Origin of the sequence: Novosphingobium sp. fls2-241-R2A-195 (assembly GCF_030209485.1) — a bacterium.
Taxonomy (GTDB): Bacteria; Pseudomonadota; Alphaproteobacteria; order Sphingomonadales; family Sphingomonadaceae; genus Novosphingobium; species Novosphingobium resinovorum.
In genome coordinates this window covers 1-21,189 of the sequence record NZ_JARVRY010000005.1, presented here as the reverse complement: position 1 = coordinate 21,189, position 21,189 = coordinate 1, and the positions used below count along the sequence as shown (strand labels likewise).

19 protein-coding genes are annotated in these 21,189 nt (G+C 64.7%); 10 read left to right on the top strand and 9 right to left on the bottom strand.

Going from position 1 to position 21,189, the window contains the following annotated elements; all coding sequences use genetic code 11:
* Positions 1 to 8: 8 nt before the first annotated feature.
* From QRN25_RS04855 to QRN25_RS04830, 6 genes are all read right to left on the bottom strand, one after another.
* The gene (locus tag QRN25_RS04855) at positions 9 to 1,544 is read right to left on the bottom strand and encodes a glycosyltransferase family protein (protein WP_285017754.1); all 1,536 of its coding nucleotides are present in this window, start codon (positions 1,542 to 1,544) and stop codon (positions 9 to 11) included.
* 245 nt (positions 1,545 to 1,789) lie between these two features.
* On the bottom strand, positions 1,790 to 2,047 hold the full coding sequence (locus tag QRN25_RS04850; protein WP_007682679.1) for an ATP synthase F1 subunit epsilon: 258 nt from the start codon (positions 2,045 to 2,047) through the stop codon (positions 1,790 to 1,792).
* Position 2,048: 1 nt separating this feature from the next.
* Positions 2,049 to 3,506, bottom strand: coding sequence for a F0F1 ATP synthase subunit beta (atpD, locus tag QRN25_RS04845; protein WP_285017752.1), 1,458 nt, complete (start codon positions 3,504 to 3,506; stop codon positions 2,049 to 2,051).
* A gap of 24 nt (positions 3,507 to 3,530) precedes the next feature.
* Positions 3,531 to 4,412 carry a F0F1 ATP synthase subunit gamma gene (locus QRN25_RS04840; protein WP_285017750.1) on the bottom strand — a complete coding sequence of 294 codons (882 nt, stop codon included), beginning with the start codon at positions 4,410 to 4,412 and terminating at the stop codon, positions 3,531 to 3,533.
* A gap of 127 nt (positions 4,413 to 4,539) precedes the next feature.
* Entirely contained in the window at positions 4,540 to 6,069 is a 1,530-nt protein-coding gene (gene atpA / locus QRN25_RS04835) for a F0F1 ATP synthase subunit alpha (protein WP_285017749.1), read from the bottom strand.
* Between the two features lie 13 nt (positions 6,070 to 6,082).
* Positions 6,083 to 6,637 (bottom strand): F0F1 ATP synthase subunit delta, encoded by a 555-nt coding sequence (locus QRN25_RS04830; RefSeq protein ID WP_008830032.1) that lies wholly within the window; start codon positions 6,635 to 6,637, stop codon positions 6,083 to 6,085.
* A gap of 672 nt (positions 6,638 to 7,309) precedes the next feature.
* On the opposite strand from QRN25_RS04830, the gene QRN25_RS04825 reads away from it, so the two are divergent.
* Entirely contained in the window at positions 7,310 to 8,212 is a 903-nt protein-coding gene (locus QRN25_RS04825; protein WP_271184218.1) for a CPBP family intramembrane glutamic endopeptidase, read from the top strand.
* Here QRN25_RS04825 and QRN25_RS04820 read toward each other — a convergent pair.
* On the bottom strand, positions 8,197 to 10,362 hold the full coding sequence (locus QRN25_RS04820; protein ID WP_285017748.1) for a primosomal protein N': 2,166 nt from the start codon (positions 10,360 to 10,362) through the stop codon (positions 8,197 to 8,199). The two genes, QRN25_RS04825 and QRN25_RS04820, sit on opposite strands and share 16 nt — an antisense overlap.
* Before the next feature lie 122 nt (positions 10,363 to 10,484).
* Here QRN25_RS04820 and QRN25_RS04815 point away from each other — a divergent pair, with 122 nt between their 5' ends.
* The 8 genes from QRN25_RS04815 to QRN25_RS04780 all read left to right on the top strand — a co-directional run bounded on the left by QRN25_RS04815 (position 10,485) and on the right by QRN25_RS04780 (position 19,557).
* On the top strand, positions 10,485 to 11,108 hold the full coding sequence (locus QRN25_RS04815; protein ID WP_008830035.1) for a DUF4197 domain-containing protein: 624 nt from the start codon (positions 10,485 to 10,487) through the stop codon (positions 11,106 to 11,108).
* Positions 11,109 to 11,342: 234 nt separating this feature from the next.
* Complete coding sequence (fsa, locus tag QRN25_RS04810) at positions 11,343 to 11,993, top strand: fructose-6-phosphate aldolase (protein WP_285017747.1); 651 nt, start codon at positions 11,343 to 11,345, stop codon at positions 11,991 to 11,993.
* 246 nt (positions 11,994 to 12,239) lie between these two features.
* Entirely contained in the window at positions 12,240 to 14,054 is a 1,815-nt protein-coding gene (gene cobT, locus QRN25_RS04805) for a cobaltochelatase subunit CobT (RefSeq protein WP_285017745.1), read from the top strand.
* Positions 14,055 to 14,145: 91 nt separating this feature from the next.
* Complete coding sequence (locus QRN25_RS04800; RefSeq protein WP_285017744.1) at positions 14,146 to 14,583, top strand: hypothetical protein; 438 nt, start codon at positions 14,146 to 14,148, stop codon at positions 14,581 to 14,583.
* 11 nt (positions 14,584 to 14,594) lie between these two features.
* On the top strand, positions 14,595 to 15,155 hold the full coding sequence (locus tag QRN25_RS04795) for a hypothetical protein (RefSeq protein WP_285017743.1): 561 nt from the start codon (positions 14,595 to 14,597) through the stop codon (positions 15,153 to 15,155).
* A gap of 68 nt (positions 15,156 to 15,223) precedes the next feature.
* Entirely contained in the window at positions 15,224 to 16,687 is a 1,464-nt protein-coding gene (cysS, locus tag QRN25_RS04790) for a cysteine--tRNA ligase (RefSeq protein WP_285017741.1), read from the top strand.
* A 117-nt stretch (positions 16,688 to 16,804) separates the two neighbouring features.
* Entirely contained in the window at positions 16,805 to 17,743 is a 939-nt protein-coding gene (locus QRN25_RS04785) for a D-2-hydroxyacid dehydrogenase (RefSeq protein WP_285017740.1), read from the top strand.
* A gap of 140 nt (positions 17,744 to 17,883) precedes the next feature.
* A complete protein-coding gene (locus QRN25_RS04780) occupies positions 17,884 to 19,557 on the top strand; it encodes an acetolactate synthase large subunit (RefSeq protein ID WP_285017738.1) in 1,674 nt (557 codons plus the stop codon).
* 223 nt (positions 19,558 to 19,780) lie between these two features.
* On the opposite strand, the gene QRN25_RS04775 is transcribed toward QRN25_RS04780, so the two are convergent.
* On the bottom strand, positions 19,781 to 20,149 hold the full coding sequence (locus QRN25_RS04775) for a hypothetical protein (RefSeq protein WP_285017737.1): 369 nt from the start codon (positions 20,147 to 20,149) through the stop codon (positions 19,781 to 19,783).
* On the bottom strand, positions 20,139 to 20,339 hold the full coding sequence (locus QRN25_RS04770) for a hypothetical protein (RefSeq protein ID WP_271184290.1): 201 nt from the start codon (positions 20,337 to 20,339) through the stop codon (positions 20,139 to 20,141). The genes QRN25_RS04775 and QRN25_RS04770 overlap by 11 nt, the downstream gene beginning before the upstream one ends.
* 101 nt (positions 20,340 to 20,440) lie before the next feature.
* Here QRN25_RS04770 and QRN25_RS04765 point away from each other — a divergent pair, with 101 nt between their 5' ends.
* A complete protein-coding gene (locus tag QRN25_RS04765) occupies positions 20,441 to 21,091 on the top strand; it encodes a S24 family peptidase (protein ID WP_285017735.1) in 651 nt (216 codons plus the stop codon).
* Positions 21,092 to 21,189: the final 98 nt, after the last annotated feature.

The window sequence follows — 21,189 nt, the reverse complement described above, 5'->3', positions numbered from 1 at the left end:
GCAACGCGCTATCCGGCGCAGGCGGAGAACACCGTATGCACCTGTTCGCCGTTATGATCGTAGATCGTGAAACGGCGCTGCTTGCGGCAGGTGCGGGTATAGGCATCGACCATCGATACCGTTGCTTCGTTGAGCGGCGAGGAGGGCAGCGGTGTCTGCGCCACGACCGTCTCAGGCCGGGCGGCAAGGATGCGGCGGACTTCGCGCCGTTCGTCCAGCCCGGTCCATTCACGGCCCTCGTAGAGATGCGGCGAAAAGGCGAGCGGGCTGACCGGATCGGCGCCGATCTTAGCATAGAGATAGTTCGGGGCGCCCCATACGAGGAGGCGCTTGTGCGGCGTCACGGCATCGATGTAGCCGACCATGGCGGCGGCGGCGGGCCGGGCGCGCCAGCGGTCGTGCAGGTGGAACGTGCCGGACAGGGCAAGGCTCAGCCCGATCACCGCGACAAGGCCCGGCCAGACCGGGCGGCGATGCGCGAAGTACCCGGCGCACAGGATCGCCAGCGGGGCCAGCGCCGACTGTGCGTAATGCACGTAGATGTTGGGGAACGAGAATATCAGCGCCAGCGCGACGAATGCCCAGAGTGCGATCAGCCGCGCTACGGGGCGGTGCTCCGGCTGCCGGTGCAGCGCGTGGAGCCCGATCGCGGCGAAGACCATCGGGATGCCCAGCATCCCCGCCATCGTGAAGATCCGCTGCACCCGGATGGCCGGGTCGGCATAGCCGCGCGCGAAGTTCGAGGTGGCCATAGCGTTCCACAAGTCGGCGAAGTGCCCGTCCGTCCAGTAGAACAGCCCGGTCACCAGCATCGGCAGGCCACCTGCGAGCGCCAGTATCCCGGCCCTCCAGGCGATGCCGATGACGGATCGGCCGCTCCGGGCGAGCAACAGGATCGCCGTCAGTCCGAACAGCGCGCCTTCCAGCGCCACCGTCTGCTTGATCGCGATTCCCATCCCGGCGCAGAAGAATCCTGTTAGCAACCCTGCGTCGATGCGCCCTTCGTGCAAGCGATCGAAGCGCGAGAGGAGCAGCCATGCTGCCGCGATGATCAGCGTGTTGAAGAAGACTCCCGCTTCCAGATTGTCGCCCTCGAAGCGGCTGAGCAGCGCGAGATAGGAGAGGGCCGCGAGCATCGCGCTGCCCGGCGTTGCGATCATCCGGGCGATGCGGTTGACGCCGTAGGCCCCCAGCGCCGCCGAGAGCGTGGCCGCCAGTTGGTAGGCCAGCATCGTCGGCGAGCCGAGAGCGATCGCCGTGAAGATCAGGTAGAGCAGCGGCCCCTTGCGATCCCAGATATCTACGTAAAGCAAGTCGCCCTTGGCCAGCCGTTCCCCGACGAGGGCGTAGAACTGGTCGTCGATGCCGAAATTCCACTCGCCCCATGCCGGGCAGCGGATGAGGGCGGCAAAAGCTAGCAGGCAGGCGAACTGGGCAAGGCGACTGTCGGCGACGATGCGCGCAAGGCGTCCCGCGCGTCCGGCATCCGGTGCCTCCATCATCATGCCCGCCATCGAAATCCCCGCAAATTCACGGGGCTTCATAGTCAAGAAAGTCTTACCATTTGGCGAATGCTGGCAGCGAGCCGGTGCAGTGGACGTTTCGCAAGGTGGGGCTATAAAACCCAGCTTCCAACCCCGCTCAGGCTGAGCTTGTCGAAGCCTCCTGAGGCGTGGCGCTGTGCCTCCCATCCTTCGACAAGCTTAGGATGAGCGGGGTGCGTGGAGCAAAAGCAAAGGGCGCCGCCGGTTTCCCGGCGACGCCCTTTCGATAAGCCTGTCCGCGAGGATCAGCCTTCGACGTGCTCGGCCAGCACGGTAAGCCCTGCGTCACCCACTTCGGCGAAGCCGCCGGTGATGCGGATTTCCTCGGGCGCACCGTTCTCGGTCTTGTAGACCTTCAGCGCGCCGTCGGCGATCGTCGACATGAAGGGCGCGTGGCCCGCCAGCACGCCGAACTCGCCTTCGGTGCCGGGGACGACCACCATGTGGACGTCCTCGGAACGGACCAGCTTCGCAGGCGTGACGAGTTCGAAGTGCAGGGGCATATCAGGCGTCCGCCGCCAGCTTCTTGGCCTTCTCGACCGCTTCGTCGATGCCGCCGACCATGTAGAACGCGGCTTCCGGCAGGTGGTCGTACTCACCGTCGACGACGGCCTTGAACGACTTCACGGTGTCTTCCAGCTGGACGAACTTGCCCGAGATGCCGGTGAAGACTTCTGCCACGTGGAACGGCTGCGAGAGGAACTTCTGGATCTTGCGGGCGCGGGCGACCGTGATCTTGTCCTCTTCCGACAGCTCGTCCATGCCGAGAATGGCGATGATGTCCTGCAGCGACTTGTACTTCTGCAGGGTTTCCTGAACGCGGCGGGCGGTCTGGTAATGCTCGGCACCGACGATGCGCGGCTCGAGAACGCGCGAGGTCGAGTCGAGCGGGTCGACTGCCGGGTAGATGCCCAGCTCCGAGATGGCGCGGTTCAGCGTGGTCGTTGCGTCGAGGTGCGCGAACGAGGCGGCCGGTGCCGGGTCGGTAAGGTCATCCGCGGGAACGTAGATCGCCTGGACCGAGGTGATCGAACCCTTGGTGGTCGAGGTGATGCGCTCCTGCAGCGCGCCCATGTCGGTGGACAGGGTCGGCTGGTAGCCCACGGCCGAAGGAATACGGCCAAGGAGAGCCGACACTTCTGCACCCGCCTGCGTGAAGCGGAAGATGTTGTCGACGAAGAACAGGACGTCCTGGCCTTCCTGGTCGCGGAAGTATTCGGCCATGGTCAGGCCCGACAGGGCGACGCGGGCGCGGGCGCCCGGGGGCTCGTTCATCTGGCCGAAAACGAGGGCGACCTTGGAACCGTCCGAGGTGGCGTTGCCTTCGGCGTCCTTGGCGATGACGCCGGCGTCGAGGAACTCGTGGTAAAGGTCGTTGCCTTCACGGGTGCGTTCACCGACGCCCGCGAAGACCGAGACGCCGCCGTGGCCCTTGGCGATGTTGTTGATCAGTTCCTGGATGAGAACCGTCTTGCCCACGCCCGCGCCGCCGAACAGGCCGATCTTGCCGCCCTTTGCGTAAGGGGCGAGAAGGTCGATGACCTTGATGCCGGTGACCAGGATCGAGGCTTCGGTCGACTGGTCGATGAAGGCGGGAGCCTCGGCGTGGATCGGCGAGAACATGTCCGAGCCGATCGGGCCGCGCTCGTCGATCGGGTCGCCGACGACGTTCATGATGCGGCCGAGGGTCTTGGGGCCGACCGGCACCGAGATCTGCTTGCCGGTGTTGGCGACTGCCTGACCGCGGGTCAGGCCGTCGGTGCCGTCCATCGCGATGGTGCGCACGGTGTTCTCGCCGAGGTGCTGGGCGACTTCGAGAACCAGCTTCTGGCCGTTGTTCTCGGTCTCCAGCGCGGAGAGGATGGCGGGCAGCTCGCCTTCGAAGGTCACGTCGACGACAGCGCCGATGACCTGGCTGATCTTGCCGGTAGTGGTGAGGTTGAGCACGGGTGCAGTGGCCATTTCGGTTTCCTTAGCCTGCGGTTCTTAGAGCGCTTCCGCGCCCGCGATGATTTCGACGAGTTCGGTGGTGATCGCAGCCTGGCGGGTGCGGTTGTAGACGATCGTCAGCTTCTTGATGAGGTCGCCGGCATTGCGCGTGGCGTTGTCCATCGCCGTCATCGACGCACCCTGTTCGGACGCGGCGTTCTCCAGCAGCGCGCCGAAGAGCTGGGTCTTCAGGTAGCGCGGGAGCAGGGCGGCGAGGATTTCCTCCTCATCGGGCTCGTATTCGGTGACGGCGTCGGCAGTCTGGGCAACGGCCTTGGGGGCCGGGGCCGGGACCGGGATGATCTGCTGGTCGGTCGGTTCCTGCAGCAGCGCCGAACGGAACTTCGAGTAGAACAGGTGCGCTACGTCGAACTTGCCCGCCTCGTACATCGCGACGAGTTCGTCGGCGACGCGCTCGGCTTCGTCGTAACCGGGGTTACGCACGTCCGAGGTGTCGAACATATGGGCGATCTGGCTGGGGTGCTCGCGGCGGATCACCGCGCGGCCCTTGCGGCCCACGAGGTAGAACAGCACGGTCTTGCCCTGCGCCTGCAGATCACGCGCCTTGGCGAGGGCCGCCTTGACGATATTCGAGTTGAACGCGCCGCACAGGCCCTTGTCCGAGTTCGCGACGACGAGCAGGTGCACCTTGTCGCTGCCGGTTCCGGCGAGCAGCTTGGGGCTGTTGTCGGAGACGGTGATCTTCGACGCCAGCGATCCCATCACTTCGGCGAGACGCGCCGCGTAAGGGCGAGCGTCTTCGGCGGCGGCCTGCGCCTTGCGCAGCTTGGCCGCGGCGACCATCTGCTTGGCCTTGGTGATCTTCTGGGTCGACTTGACCGAGTTGATGCGGCCTTTGAGTTCCTTGAGCGAAGCCACTCGTTGTTCCTCGTTGCGTCGTCCCGGACTTGATCCGGGACCGGTGGCGGTCTTTAGGCGGGACCTTTCAGGAAGGCTGCTTCAAGACCGCCTGCGATCCCGGCTTTCGCCGGGATGACGGTTTAACTTAAGCGAACTGCTTGGCGAAGGCGTCGAGCGCGGCCTTGGTCTTGCTCTTGGCTTCGTCGCCGAAGTCCTTGGTCGAGCGGATCAGCGCCAGCACGTCGGCATGTTCCGAGTGCATGTAGCTGAGCATCTCGGCCTCGTACTCGGTGACCTTCGACACCGGCAGGGCGTCGAGGTAGCCGTTGGTGCCGGCGAAGATCGACACGGTCTGCTCTTCGAAGGCGAGCGGCGAGAACTGCTTCTGCTTGAGCAGTTCGGTCAGGCGCGCACCGCGGTTGAGCAGCTTCTGGGTCGAGGCGTCGAGGTCCGAACCGAACTGGGCGAATGCCGCCATTTCGCGGTACTGCGCCAGCTCCAGCTTGATCGAACCGGCGACCTTCTTCATCGCCTTGGTCTGGGCTGCACCACCGACGCGCGACACCGACAGACCCACGTTGATGGCCGGACGGATGCCCTGGTAGAACAGGCCGGTTTCAAGGAAGATCTGGCCGTCGGTGATCGAGATCACGTTGGTCGGGATGTAGGCCGAAACGTCGCCGGCCTGCGTCTCGATGACCGGCAGGGCGGTCAGCGAGCCGGCGCCGTTCTCGTCGTTCAGTTTGGCTGCGCGCTCCAGCAGGCGGCTGTGGAGGTAGAACACGTCGCCGGGGTAGGCTTCGCGGCCCGGCGGGCGACGCAGAAGGAGCGACATCTGGCGGTAGGCGACGGCCTGCTTGGAAAGGTCGTCGTACACGATGACGGCGTGCATGCCGTTGTCGCGGAAGAATTCGCCCATCGCGGCGCCGGTGTAGGGCGCGAGGTACTGCAGCGGAGCCGGCTCCGAAGCGGTCGCGGCGACGACGATGGAGTATTCCATCGCGCCGTTCTCTTCGAGCTGACGCACGATCTGCGCGACGGTCGAGCGCTTCTGGCCGACGGCGACGTAGATGCAGTAGAGCTTCTTGCCCTCGTCGTCGCCCTGGTTCGCTTCCTTCTGGTTGATGAAGGTGTCGATCGCAACGGCGGTCTTGCCGGTCTGGCGGTCACCGATGATCAGCTCGCGCTGGCCACGGCCGACGGGAACGAGAGCGTCGATCGCCTTCAGGCCGGTCTGCACGGGCTCGTGCACCGACTTGCGCGGGATGATGCCCGGAGCCTTCGATTCGACGCGGGCGCGCTTGTCGGCAACGATCGGGCCCTTGCCGTCGATCGGGTTGCCGAGCGCATCGACCACGCGGCCGAGCAGGCCCTTGCCGACGGGAACGTCGACGATGGTGCCGGTGCGCTTGACGCTGTCGCCTTCCTTGATCTCGGCGTCCGAGCCGAAGATCACGACGCCGACGTTGTCGGCTTCGAGGTTGAGGGCCATGCCCTGCACGCCGTTCGAGAATTCGACCATCTCGCCGGCCTGGCAGTTGTCGAGGCCGTGGATGCGGGCGATGCCGTCACCGACCGACAGAACCGAACCGACTTCCGAAACCTGGGCTTCGGTGCCGAAGCTGGCGATCTGGTCCTTGATGACCTTCGAGATTTCTGCTGCGCGGATATCCATTGTTCTGCCTTTCTTAGCCCTTCATGGCCTGGGCGAGCGAATTGAGACGGGTGCGGATCGAGCTGTCGATGCGCTTGGAACCGATGGTGACGACGAGGCCGCCAAGCAGTTCCGGATCGACGCTGGTCTTGATCTTGACCTTGCGACCCTCACGCACTTCCAGCTTCTGGCGAAGCTGTTCGACCTGTTCGTCGGAAAGCGCGTGGGCGGATGCGACTTCGGCCGTCGCTTCGCCGCGCTGGGCGGCGGCGATGCTGGCGAAGGCGCGGATGATCTCGGGCAGGGCCGACAGGCGGCGATTGCCTGCCAGAACGCCGAGGAAGTTCTTGGTGAGCGGCGAGGTGCCGAGCACGCCCGCGACCGCTTCGATCGCCTTGGCGGCGGCATCGCGGCTGATTTGCGGATTGCGAATCAGCGCGGCAAGCTCGTCGCTCTCGCGCAGGGCCTGGCCGAGGTTGTCGAGGTCGTTCTCAACGGCCGAAACCGAGCCGTTCTCGCTCGCGAGATCGAACAACGCCGAAGCGTAGCGTCCCTGCAAGCTGGCCTTGATGCCTCCGGAATTCTCCACGCCTGTCCTATCCTTACATCGCAGGTGGGTTCGGGTCGGGGACGCAACAACAGCGCGTGCTCCCCCAGCCCGCTGACGGGGCGCGCATAGCGACGATACCGTTACAACGCAAGGTGCCCCTTTGGCCCTGGGGACAAAGGACAGGTAAACAGTTTAAAAGCAAGCGGCAGGAAGCCTGCCGGCGAAGCGGCGTGCAATGTCGGGCACGAATTCGCTGCGGAGTATTCCGACAACCCATCGAATCGAGGGTCTGGCCCGCGCCGTGCCGCCAGTTGTATTACGGCTGACGGCCAGAGAACTTGGGTGAACGGACGCCTCGGTGCATGGCCGTCGATGCGGATCGGTGCTTCTTTGCAGCGTTACTCTGGACGATGCCGACGGAGCAGCGATGCCGACCATTATGCGATGGCTCGAACTGAGATGCGGCCCTTTCGCGGCGAACCGCCTATGCGATATGTCGTCTTGGACGGCATTGGGGAATGCGGACCCGTTTGGCGGAATGTCGCTCGTCGTCGCAGGGAGGACATTTTTCATGCTATCCGGTTCACGGGCGGCGCGGATGAAATGGGAGGCCCCGATTGCTGGCGAGCAAAAGGGCACCGACTTCCGGCTTCCGCTCGACAGTCATCGAAACTTCCGCTTCAAGCCCCGGGGCAGGAGCGGGGGGGCGGTATGACAAACGCTATCGATGAAGCAGGGCAGGAACGTGGCAAATGGGAGCCGTTTCGCCGCTTTCTTGCGCATCCACTGGTGCTTCTGCCGATCGGCGTGGTTCTGGTGGCTCTTGGCGCGATCCTGCCGGGCTTCGTCATCAACGCGCTTCATATCGATCGTTCCTCGCCGCTGCGGGCGCTCTCGGGCTTGCTGGTCGGGATTTGCGGACTGCTGGCTTATCATGCCTTCCTGCGCTGGATCGTGCGGGAGCCGCGCAATGGCGTCCGGCCCGGGCGCGCCGGAGGAGAACTGACAGCGGGTGTGCTGGGCGGCGTGATCCTGTTCAGCCTTGTCGTCGGAGCGGTCGCACTGCTTGGAGGGCTTTCGATCGTCGGGCTGCGAGGCACGGGCGACTTGTGGGTCTGGTTCGGGATCGCATTCTATAGCGGTATGGTGGAGGAGGCCGTGTTCCGCGGCGTCATCCAGCGCCAGCTCGAGGCAGTTTTCGGAACATGGGCGGCGCTGGCGCTGACGTCCGCATTCTTCGGATTCGCCCATCTCATGAATCCCGGTGCCAGCTTGTTTGCCGCCTTCGCCATCGCTTGCGAGGCGGGGATCCTGCTGGGTGCGGCCTATCTTGTAACGCGGCGACTATGGGCGCCGATCGGGCTGCACATGGGCTGGAACTTCACGCAGGGGTGGATCTGGTCGATCCCCGTTTCCGGGGGAGGGACGCCGCGCGGGCTGGTGGAGACGCGCCTCAGCGGGCCTGAACTCCTGACCGGCGGGGCGTTCGGGCTCGAAGCCTCGGGCGTGGCGCTGGTGGTGGCGACGATCGCGGGCGTCGCCCTGCTGCGATACGCCTACCGCAAGGGGGAGTTCATGCCGCCGCGCTGGAAGCGGTGTCACACGAACGAGTAGGGGTCGATGTCGATGTTCACGCGCACCCCGCGTGGAAACTCGAGCGGATCGAGCCATTCGCGCAATGTTTTCTGCAGTTCCGCCGAGCGGCGCGCGTTGATCAGCAGCCGGAAGCGATGGCGGCCACGCAGCAGGGAGAGCGGAGCGGGGGCAGGGCCGAGCACCAGCATGTCGGGGAGGTTCGGCGCTGTCCCGCCGATCGCGCGGGCGGCGGATAGTGCCTCGGCCTGGTCCTCCGAACTGACGATGATCGCAGCCCAACGCCCGAAGGGCGGCGCCCCAGCGTCGCGGCGGGCTTCGGTCTCGGCGGCATAGAAGGCGTCGCGGTCGCCGTTGGCCAGGGCGGCTATCACGGCGGCTTCGGGATGGCGGGTCTGGATGAGGACTTCGCCGGGCTTCTCGCCGCGTCCGGCACGACCCGCGACCTGGGCGATCTGCTGGTAAGTCCTTTCACCGGCTCGCAAATCTCCGCCTTCAAGGCCGAGGTCGGCGTCGACTACGCCCACCAGCGTCAGGTCGGGGAAGTGGTAGCCCTTGGTCACCAGCTGGGTGCCGATGATGACGTCGATCGCCTTGTTTTCCGCCATCGCGACGAATTCGCCGATCGCGGCGGGGGTTTTCATGGTGTCCGAGGTGACGAGGGCGGTGCGCGCTTCGGGCAGGATTTCCGCCACCTCGTCGGCGATGCGCTCCACCCCCGGGCCGCAGGCGACGAGGCAGTCGCCGGTGCCGCAGTCGGGGCAGGCTTCCGGCACGGGTGTCTCGTGGCCGCAATGGTGGCAGGCTAACCTCTTGGAAAACCTGTGTTCTACCAGCCATGCTGTGCAGTTGGGGCACTGGAAGCGGTAGCCGCAGTTGCGGCACAAGGTCAGCGGCGCATAGCCCCGGCGGTTGAGGAACAGCAGAGACTGCTCGCCCTTGGCCAGCCGGTCCTTCATCGCCTCCACCAGCCTGGGTGCGATCCAGCGGCCGCGTTCGGGGGCCTCTTCGCGCAGGTCCAGGATGTTGATCGCGGGCAATGTCGCGCCGCCGAAGCGCGAGGGCAGGTCGATCTTGCGGTAGACCCCGGCTTCGGCCAGCTGCATCGATTCCAGCGCCGGGGTGGCGCTGGCCAGAACTATAGGAATTCCTTCGAATTTCGCGCGCATCACGGCCACGTCGCGGGCGTTGTAGCGCACCCCGTCGTCCTGCTTGAACGAGATTTCGTGCGCCTCGTCGACCACGATCAGGCCCAGATTCGCGTAAGGCAGGAACAGCGCAGAGCGGGCACCCACGATGACCTTAGCGGCACCTAACGATACCGCACGCCACGCCCGGCGCCTTTCGCTGGACTTCAAGGAGGAATGCCACAGCACCGGCGGCACCCCGAAGCGATGCTCGAAGCGGCGCAGGAAATTTTCGGTCAGCGCGATCTCGGGGAGCAGCACCAGCACTTGCCGCTCCATGCGTATCGCTTCGGCGACAGCCTCGAAGTAGCACTCGGTCTTGCCCGAGCCGGTGACGCCGTCGAGCAGGAAGGGGGCGAACTTCTTTGCCTTCACCGCCTCGACGAAAATGTCGGCGGCGTCCTGCTGGATGTCGTTGAGCTTCGGCTCGGCGAATTCCGGGCGGGCAGGGGGATAGGGCCGGTCGAGATCGACCGTCACCGCCTCCAGCAGTCCCGCGCCGACCATGCCGCGCAGCACGCCTTCCGATACGCTGGCGAGTTCTGCCAGTTCTCGGATCGCGCCCTGCTCCCCCTGCAGCGCATCGAGCGCTGCGGCGCGCTGGGGCGTAAGGCGGGCGGGCTCCTCGCCGGTCAGGCGGTATTCGGTGGTCGTGCCGCCGCCGCGCAGCGCCGACATGCTGCCCAGCGCCATGCGCGCAACCGACGACAGCGGGGCGCAGTAGTAATCGGCGGTCCATTCGATCAGCCGCCGCAACCGCTCCGACAGCGGCGGCGCGGGCATCACGCCGAGCAAAGGTCTCAGTTTGCTTTCAGGCACTTCCTGCGCATTTAGGCGTTCTGGCTCCCAGACGATGCCCAACACCTGTCGCGGACCGAGGGGGGCGATGACGATCGATCCGAATTCGATCGTCATTCCCTCCGGCACGCGATAGTCGAGGACGCCCAGCGCGGCGTTGAAGACGAGGAGTCGGACACGTTGCATCTGCGTTCATATAGGCGCGGGCAAACGGGGTCGTGAAGGAGTACGCGCAGATGAATGGGGGATCGAGCATGCAGGCAGTGGGACGACGGGCAGTTTTGGCCGGATTTCTGGCTACGGGCGTCATGGCACTACCGGGCTGCACCACGATCGGGCGGCCCAGCTATACCGATATCATCGAGAACCTGCTGATGCTTTCCAGCCAGCGCGCCTTCGCGCGGCTGACGCAGCCCGACGGTTTCTGGGACAGCCAGGTCGCCCGCATCAACATGCCGGTGCTGTTCGGCCGTCCGGGGTCGGTGGCGCAGAAGGTGTTCCGCTCGCCGCTGTTCAAGGAAAAGCTCCAGCGCGAACTGAACCGCATCGCCGAGGACGGCGCGCGCGTCGCGGCACCGATCGTCTACGACGCGGTCCGCTCGCTGACGGTGACCGACGCGCTGGCTCTGCTGCGGGGCGGGGATACTTCGGCGACGACGTTCCTGCGCCAGTCGATGGGCTCCGGCCTCGTCAATGCGATGATCCCGGAACTCGACCGGGTGATGCGCATGGCCGAGGACCCGATCCTCAATACCGCCGTCAATGCGCTGACCGGCGTGAACATGGCGGACGCGGCGCATGCCCTGGCGCTCGAGGCGGACAATGCGATCTGGTACGAGATCGGCGCGCAGGAAGCGGATATCCGCGCGCATCCCGAAAGCACCAATGACGGCGCGCTGATCGCGGCGTTGAAGCTGGCTAAGGGCATTTAATCGATAAACCCCCGTCATCCCAGCGAAAGCTGGGACCGCTGGCCGAGCCAAGCCCAACCCTCGGCGGGGCTGAGTTCGAACGCGCGTTGGCCGTAACAGGCCAGCGGTCCCAGCTTTCGCTGGGATGACGGGGTTGTGCGCGCATGCCAACACGGGTGGCACCCCGGCGCGGCATTGCCTATAGGGGCGCCCAGAATCGCCGCCCACTCGCGGCGCCGCAGGGATACGCACGCCATGAAGTTCTTCGCCGACACCGCCGAAATCGCCGACATCAAGGAACTGGCCGACACCGGCCTGCTCGACGGCGTCACCACCAACCCGTCGCTGATCGCCAAGTCGGGCCGTGACTTCATGGAAGTTACTCGTGAGATCTGCGGCCTGACCACCGGCCCCGTCAGCGCCGAAGTCGTCGCGCTTGACCACGCGGGCATGATGCGCGAGGCCGAAATCCTGCGCAAGATCGCCGACAACGTCTGCATCAAGGTGCCGCTTACCATCGACGGCCTCAAGACCTGCAAGGCGCTGACCGGCGAAGGCACCATGGTCAACGTGACGCTGTGCTTCTCGGCCAACCAGGCGCTGCTCGCCGCCAAGGCCGGCGCGACCTTCGTGTCGCCCTTCGTCGGCCGTCACGACGACAACGGCTTCGACGGCATGGCGCTCATCAGCGACATCCGCCTGATCTACGACAACTACAACTTCGCGACCGAGATTCTGGTCGCCTCAGTGCGCCACGGCATCCATGTCCTCGAAGCGGCCCGCATCGGCGCCGACGTGATGACCGCGCCGCCGTCGGTCATCAAGGGCCTGTTCAAGCACGTCCTGACCGAAAAGGGCATCGAAGGCTTCATGGCCGACTGGGCCAAGACCGGCCAGTCGATCTGATCCGGACCCTTCGACAAGCTCAGGGTGAGCGGGATTGGTGAAGTAACTTCTCACTCCGCTCAGGCTGAGCTTGTCGAAGCCCGGGCAGCAAACACATTCCTCGTCATTGCGAGCGTAGCGAAGCAATCCAGGGCGGCGCTGAACGGCCCTGGATTGCTTCGCTACGCTCGCAATGACGAAATGCGCAGGCCCCTCTCACATCGCCCATTTGAGCCCGCCGCGCCAATGCGCTAGGCACCTCGGGCAATGTCCGACGAATCCCCAACCGATCGCTTCAAGTCCGTCCTCACCGGAGCCTCGCGCGCCATCGCGCAGGAGGCGGAGGTCGAAGTGAACTGGACCGCCGATGCGCCCAGTTCCACCGGCAACACCTTCCGCGTGCCGATGCCCGGCCGCAGCCTGCCGCGCGCCGCCGCGATGCAGGCGCGCGGCTTCGCCGACAGCTTCGCGCTCAAGCTGCGGCATCACGACGACAGGCTGCACATGCGCAATGCCCCCGCCGAGCCGACCGCGCGCGCCGCGTTCGATGCGGTGGAGACGGTGCGCTACGAGGCGCTGGGCGCCAATGCCTACGACGGCATGCGCGACAATCTGGACGCCGCGCTGCTGACGCGCATCATCTCCGACCCGATCAGCCGCGCTGACACGCCCGACGCCGTGCCGGTCCCCGCCGCGTTGGCCTTGCTGCTGCGCGAGCGCCTGACCGGTCAGGAAATCCCTGAGATCGCCCGCCCCGGCGTCGAAATGGTCCGCAAGTGGATCGAGCGCAAGGCCGGCACCGACTTCGACGCGCTGGCGAATTCGCTGCACGACCAGAAGGCGTTCCAGAGCCTGTCGCTCGACATGCTGCAGCATCTCGAACTCACCCGCGCGGAGGAAGTGCCGCAGGAACCTACCGACATGGAGGACATGGACGGCGAGGAAGAGACCGAGGAGCAGGAGGAAGGCGGCGAAGAGGGCCAGGACCAGAATCCCGCCGAAATGGCCGCCGAACCCTCGCAGGGCGACGACGAGGGCGAGAGCGAGGCCGAAGGCGAAACCTCCGACGACATGGAGGAGGGCGAAGACGGCCAGGAAGGCGAGGAGGGCATGCTCCCCGTCCGCCCGAACCGCCCGTGGACGGACATCCCGGACAGCTTCGACTACAAGGTCTTCACCGAAGCCTTCGACGAAGTGGTCGGCGCCTCGGACCTCTGCGACGAGGAGGAACTGACCCGCCTGCGCGCTTATCTGGATGCGCAACTCAAGGGTCTGCAGGGCGTTGTCACGCGGCTTGCCAACCGCCTCCAGCGCCGCCTGATGGCGCAGCAGAACCGCTCGTGGGACTTCGACCAGGAAGAGGGCCTGCTCGACGCCGCGCGTCTGGCGCGCGTGGTCGTCTCGCCGGGGCAGTCGCTGTCCTACAAGATCGAGCGCGACGTGGAGTTCAAGGACACCGTCGTCACCCTGCTGCTCGACAATTCCGGCTCGATGCGCGGCCGCCCGATCTCGATCGCGGCGATCAGCGCGGATGTGCTGGCGCGCACGCTGGAGCGCTGCGGCGTGAAGGTCGAAATCCTCGGCTTCACCACCCGCGCGTGGAAGGGCGGCCAGAGCCGCGAAAGCTGGCTGGCGAACGGCAAGCCCGCGCACCCCGGCCGCCTCAACGACTTGCGCCACATCGTCTACAAGAAGGCCGACGAGCCCTGGCGCCGCGCCAAGAAGAACCTCGGCCTGATGATGCGCGAGGGGCTTCTCAAGGAGAACATCGACGGCGAGGCGCTGCTCTGGGCGCACAACCGCATGCTGGCGCGTCAGGAGGACCGCCGCATCCTGATGGTCATCTCCGACGGCGCGCCGGTGGACGATTCGACCCTCTCGGTGAACTCGGCGGGCTATCTGGAGGCGCACCTGCGCCGCGTGATCGAATGGATCGAGAGTAAGTTCCCGGTCCAGCTGGTGGCGATCGGCATCGGCCACGACGTGACCCGCTACTACCGCCGCGCCGTGACGATCATGGACGCCGAGCAACTCGGCGGCACGATGATCGAGCAACTCGCGGGGCTGTTCGAGGAGGAGTGAACAATTTTTAATCGCCAGATTGCGATTGCCGGGAAGTTTAACTTGAACTAATTCTCGATCCTCTTCCCGGGCAGGAAGAAACGGGGGTTAAATGAACAAGTTTTGGACGGCCGGCCTTGGGCTGGTCTTTGCCGTCGGCTTTATGCCGGCGGCGTTTGCGCAAGTGGGCGGACAATCCGGCAATACCCTGACACAGGGTATGGTGCAGATGACGCTGGAAGTCGGGAAGACCTCGCAGGGCGAGGTGCTCGAGACGTTCGGTGCGCCCAACATCACGACTGTCGACGGGCAGGGCAACGAGATGTGGGTCTATGACCGGCATGCCACCGTGACGAGCAACAAGTCCGGCGGCTTTTCGATCGGCCTGGGTCTTGGTGCCGGCGGTGACGGCGTTGCTGGTCTCGGCGGTCTCGGCTTCGGCAAGAAGAAGTCGTCCTCAGAAACGTCGCAACGCACCATGACGCTCATCATCAAATTCGACCGGGCGAAGATCGTTTCCGATTTCCGCAGCCGTTCCAGCTCTTTCTGAGGCTTCACATCATGAATATCACGAAGTCTGTCACAGCGCTCGTCGCTGCAACCGCGATTGCTTGCGCCGTTCCCGCCATCGCAAAAGACAAGGCTCCCGAACTGTCGGGACTGGAGCTGCAGCAGATCCAGAGCCACGATGTCGAGGCCGACAAGTCGATTGTATTCAGCTCGGTGATGAGCGTGCTGCAGGATGCCGGTTATCGTATTCAGGCGGCTGATCTGGATACAGGTCTTATCACCGGTCTTGGGTCGTCGAAGGGCAAGCTGACCTACAATCTCCTGACCGGGTTCGGAAAGTCGAAGAAAACGCCTTTCGTCAGTGCCTATATCGAGAAGATTGGCCCCGCTATCACGCGCATTCGCTTGAATTTCGTCATGGCCAAGATGAAATCGACGATTTATTCCTCGCAGCCGCAGGACGAAGAACCGATCCTTGATGTGGCAGTCTACAAAGACGCCTTCGAAAAGCTCGACCAGGCGGTGTTTCTACGCCAGTCGATGAACGCGGCCCCTGCGGCACCGGCCTCCGTACCTGTCGCGGCGACGACTGTTCAGGCCACTGTCAAGTAATCTGTCAAGCGGGAGGCGTCCTGCGCCTCCCGCTTGACTGCCGCGCGCCTCCGCCTATTCGGCAAGGCATGACTGACGTATCCCAGCTGACGCTGTTCAACAGCCTGACCCGCAAGCTCGAAATGTTCGAGCCCGTCCACCCGGGCGAGGCGCGCGTCTATACCTGCGGGCCGACGGTCTACAACTACCCACACATCGGCAACATGCGCGCCTATGTCTTCGCGGACATTCTGGGTCGGACGTTGAGCCACAAGGGTTACAAGCTCACCCACGTCATCAACATCACCGACGTCGGCCATCTCACCGACGATGCCGATGCGGGCGAGGACAAGATGGAGAAGATGGCGCGCACGCAGTCCCAGTCCATCTGGGACATCGCGGAGCATTACACGCAGGCCTATTGGGCCGACATCAAGGCGCTGGGCATCCGCCAGCCGGCGAAGTGGTCGATCGCCACCGACTACGTTCCGCAGATGATCGAATTCGCCGAGAAGATCGCGCCAATCCATTGTTATGAATTGGAAAGCGGTCTCTACTTCGACGTCTCCACCGTCGCCGATTACGGCCGCCTCGCGCGCGCCGTCACCGAGGAGGGCGAGGGGCGCATCGAGGCCGTGGACGGCAAGCGCAACGCCGCCGACTTCGCGATCTGGCGCAAGACGCCCGAGGGCGAGAAGCGGCAGATGGAGTGGGATTCGCCCTGGGGCAAAGGCGCGCCGGGCTGGCATCTCGAATGCTCGGTGATGAGCGGCGATCTGCTCGGCTTTCCGTTCGACATCCACACCGGCGGCATCGACCACCGCGAGATCCATCACCCCAACGAGATCGCCCAGAACCAGGCGTTTTGCTGCAACCCCGGAGACTCCTGCGGCCTCGACGTGCCCGCAAATTCGGGCGCCAAGGTGTGGATGCACAACAATTTTCTTGTCGAGCGCTCAGGCAAGATGAGCAAGTCCTCGGGCGAATTCCTGCGGCTGCAATTGCTGATCGACAAGGGCTACCACCCACTCGGCTACCGCATGATGTGCCTGCAGGCGCATTACCGCAGCGAACTGGAATTCAGCTGGGAAGGTCTCGCGGCCGCACTGGTGCGTCTCAAGCGCATGATCATCGTCGCCGAGCGTCTTGCCGACGTGGAAGCCGGTGAACCCTCGCATCCCAAGCTCGCGCCGATGCTCGAAACGTTCGAGAAGGCGATCGGCGAAGACCTCAACACCGCGATCGCGCTGACCGCGCTGGAAGAGGTGTTGGCCGCGAAGAAGGTCGATCCCGCCGCCAAGCGCGCCGTGGTCGAGGCAATGGACGCGGTGCTCGGGCTCGACCTGTTCGGCACCGCGCGCGCCGATCTGCGCCTGCGTCCCAAGACGGCGGCAATTACCGAGGCGGAGATCGAGGACGTGCTCGCCGCCCGCAAGCAGGCGCGTGCCGACAAGGACTTCGCGACGTCCGACGCCCTGCGTGACGAACTTGCCGCCGAGGGTGTCGAGGCGATGGACGGCGATCCGCTCGGCTGGGAATGGAAGCTGGCCTGATTGTTGTTGGCATTGTTGCCATGAACGCAAGGGCGGATGCCGAACCCGCCCTTGTCTTCCCGCGCGGATGCTCCGAGGCTGGCAAGCTATTGTGGTTGCCCGGATTAGGAGTGCCCCATGACCGCCGCGCTGATCAATGCCAACTCGCGCCCATGGCTGGAGGGCAAGCTGCCCGAGGGCGTCGAGCCGCTGTGGTTCGAGGATGCCGACCAGCTCATGGCGCTGGCACCTCGCGCCGAAGTGGCATGGCTGGACATGATCGCGCCGCCCAAGGCCCGCGAGGCATTGCCCCTGATGACCGGGCTCAAGTGGTATTGCGCTATGTCCTCGGGCGTGGACTGGCTGCCGCTCGACCTTTTCCGGGAGCGCGGCGTCGCGCTGACCAACGGCGCGGGAATCCATGCGCAGAGCGTATCCGAATATGCGCTCATGGGCATGCTGACGATAGCCAAGGGCTGGCGCGAGGTCGTGCGGGCGCAGGACCGCCACGAATGGCTGCCCGATTCGCCGGGCAAGCGTGAACTGCTGGACAGCGAAGTGCTGGTGATCGGCGCGGGCGAGATCGGTGCGAAGATCGCCGGGATGCTGCGTGTATTCGGCGCCAAAGTCACCGCCGCGCGCCGCACGCCGGGTGAAAGCGAACTCGGGCAGGACGAATGGCAGGGCGCGCTCGGGCGGTTCGACTGGGTGATCCTGATCGTCCCCTCGACGCCGCAGACGACCGGCATGTTCGGCGCGGAGCAGTTCGCGGCGATGAAGCCGGGCGCGGTCCTGCTCAATTTCGCGCGCGGTACGGTGATTGACCAGGGCGCGCTGCTCGCCGCGATCGATTCGGGGCATCTGGGTGGGGCGTTCCTCGACGTGACTACGCCCGAGCCGCTGCCCTCGGACCATCCGCTGTGGTCGCGCGAGAACGTGCATATCTCCATGCACTTGTCCGGCCGCGCGCAGGATGCATTGTTCGCGCGCGGCTCGGCGCGGTTTCTCGGTAACCTCGGGCGCTATTTACGCGGAGAGCCGCTGGCGCATCAGGTCGATCTCGCGCAGGGTTACTAGCTCTGCTTGCCCCCGCCTGATATTTTCTACGGCGAGGCTGATTAATTCATCAGGGACGGTCCTGAACAGAATCGCGTATCAGCCTCGATCAAGACGGCCGGGCATCAGGGACCGGCGGCAGGAAGAGGGAAAGCTGGATCATGGCCGAGAGCGACAAGCGCAAGGCGTCGGACCTGTTCATCGAATGTCTCGAGCAGGAAGGTGTCGAGTATATCTTCGGCGTGCCGGGCGAGGAAAACCTCGATTTTCTGGATTCGCTGTCGCGTTCGAAGCAGATCAAGCTGATCCTGACGCGGCATGAGCAGGGTGCGGGCTTCATGGCGGCCACTTATGGACGTCATACCGGCAAGGCGGGCGTGTGCCTTTCTACGCTGGGGCCGGGCGCGACGAACTTCGTCACCGCCGCCGCTTATGCGACGCTCGGCGGCATGCCGATGCTGATGATCACCGGCCAGAAGCCGATCAAGAAGTCGAAGCAGGGGCGATTCCAGATCCTCGATGTCGTCTCGATGATGCAGCCGATCACCAAGTATGCGCACCAGATGGCATCCTCGGACAACATTCCGAGCCGCGTGCGCGAGGCGTTCCGCATCGCCGAGGAAGAGAAGCCGGGTGCGACGCATATCGAGCTTCCCGAGGATATTGCCGACGAGCACACCGATTCGCGCCCCGTTCCGCGCTCGATCGTGCGGCGCCCGACGGCGGACGTGAAATCGATCGTCCAGGCCGTCGATGCCCTGCAGACGGCGAAGCGTCCCGTTCTCGTGATCGGCGCAGGCGCGAACCGCAAGATGACCAGCAAGATGTTGAGCGAGTTCGTCGAGAAGACCGGCATTCCGTTCCTCACCACCCAGCTCGGCAAGGGCGTGATCGACGAGCGCCATCCCAAGTTCCTGGGCTGCGCTGCGCTGTCTTCGGGCGATTTCGTGCACCGTGCGATCGAGGACGCCGACTGCATCGTCAACATTGGCCACGACGTGATCGAGAAGCCGCCGTTCTTCATGCACAACGACGGCACCCGCGATGACCGCACGGTGATCCACATCTCCACCAAGACGGCCGAGGTGGATCCGGTCTACTTCCCGCACATCGAGGTGATCGGCGACATCGCCAACGCCATGTGGCAGATCAAGGAGGCGATCACGCCTTCGCCCAAGTGGAACTTCGATTCGATGCTGCGCTTCCGCGCCGCCGAGGTCGAGCACACCGCGAAGCTGGCGGCGGACGAGCGCTTCCCGATCTTCCCGCCCCATGCCGTGCAGCAGGTGCGCGACGCGCTGCCCGACGATGCGATCGTCTGCCTCGACAATGGCGTCTACAAGCTGTGGTTCGCACGCGGCTATTGCGCGATGAAGCCGAACACGGTGCTGCTCGACAACGCGCTGGCGACGATGGGGGCAGGGCTGCCCTCGGCGATGGCGAGCGCGATGGTCTATCCCGAGCGCAAGGTCTTCGCGGTTTGCGGTGACGGCGGGTTCATGATGAACAGCCAGGAGATGGAGACGGCGGTGCGCCTCGGTCTCAACCTGACGGTGCTGATCCTGAACGACAATGCCTATGGCATGATCCGCTGGAAGCAGGCCAACATGGGCTTCGCGGACTTCGGGCTGAACTATGGCAACCCGGACTTCGTGCAGTATGCGCAGAGCTACGGCGCCAACGGCTACCGGGTTGAGAGCGCCGCGCACCTCAAGGAACTGCTTGCGCACTGCCGCGATACGCCCGGCGTGCACCTGATCGACTGCCCGGTCGATTATTCCGAGAACGACCGCATTCTCAATACCGAGATCAAGGAACTCTCGCGGGCTCTGTAAGGCCTTTCGCCATCGCGAATGAAACGACGCCCCAGGGTATCATCAGGCTGTCCTGGGGTCTTCGTTTTCGGGTATTCGTGCAAGTACCTTCAATCATATCGCTGTCATTCCCGCGAAGGCGGGAACCCAACTGATGATCTTTCAACAGGCAATGTCAGGAGATGGATTCCCGCCTTCGCGGGGATGACGAGGAAGGTTTAAACAGCGCTCTGGCGGCGATGCCTCAGTAATCCACCAGCACCAGTACTTCGATGTGCACGGTCATGCGCGGCAGGTCCTGTCGGTGCTCGACCGACGTTAACGCCGCGTCGGCCACCAGATGGCGCGGGATGGTGAATTCGTGGTCGGGCAGGGCAGCGATGAATGCCTCTCCCTCGGTCACCGCTTCCGCGCCTTCGAAGGCCAGCACGATCGTATGGCGGGCGCCGGAGAACGTGGCGCTGGCCCAGTCGCGCTCGGCATGGCTCAGCAAGTCGGCATCGGGACCGGCGAGGCCCAGCACTTCGGACAGCAGCCGCAGCCATGGGCCGCGTGTCGGGGCCTTGGCGGGCACGAAAGCACGGCGCATTTCCCGCGTGAGTTCAGACTGCATGGCGGTTCTCCCCGGCGCCGGTAAGGTAGGTCTGCATGAATCGCTCGACTCGCGCGGCGGTGTCACCGCGCGGCACCCGGCCGTTGCGCAGATCCGCCACGAAGCGCGGGTCCTGCGCGGCGAGGCGGCCGAATTTGGTCCACGGCATGTCGGTCTGGCGTAGGAAGCGCTCGATCTCGCGCAGGAGCATCCGGTCTGGTCCTTTCATGTAGGAATTCGCTTGATGTTTCCATTTTGTTCCGTTCTAAATCCTACATGTCTAGGAAATTTCCTACGGATACGGATTACAAAATGGTAAGCGACCCGACCCGTCTGCGCCTGCTGGAACTGGCCGAGAAGCGGCGCGTGAGCTTGTCCCGGCTCTCGGCCATGCTGGGCAAAAACCCCGCCTATCTTCAGCAATTCATCCGCAAGGGTAGTCCGCGCAAGCTGGAGGAGCACGATCGCGGGATGCTCGCGCGGTTCTTCGGTGTGGATGAGGCGGAACTGGGCCAATCGAAGGAAATTTCCTATGCCGTTCCGGAGCAATCACGCAGACGCAGCTGGATCGATGTTCCGCGCCTGGCGGTGGGTGCTTCGGCGGGGCCGGGGGCGACGGCCGAAGGAGAGCAGGTGGTGGACACCATCCGCTTCTCCGGGCGCTGGCTACGGTCGATGGGGCTACAGCCGGAAAATCTCTCCACCATCGTGGTGAGCGGCGATTCGATGGAGCCGACGCTGCGTGACGGCGATGAAATCCTCGTCGACCGGACCTTGCGTGCCTTGCGCGACGGTATTCATGTCGTTCGGCTGGGGGACAGCCTGCTGGTGAAGCGCATCGACGTCTCGCGGCCGGGGCTGGTCGTACTGATCAGCGACAACCCTGCCTATCCTCCGGTCGAATGCGGCGCCCGCGACGTCGAGGTGATCGGCAGGGTGGTCTGGAAGGGTGGGCGCATCTAGAGTTTGTTCTGTTGAAGCGGCACCGGCCCACGCCCCCACCCGACCTCCCACTCTTATGTTCGTTTTCAAGAGCCTTCGGCATGATGATGTCCTTTCCG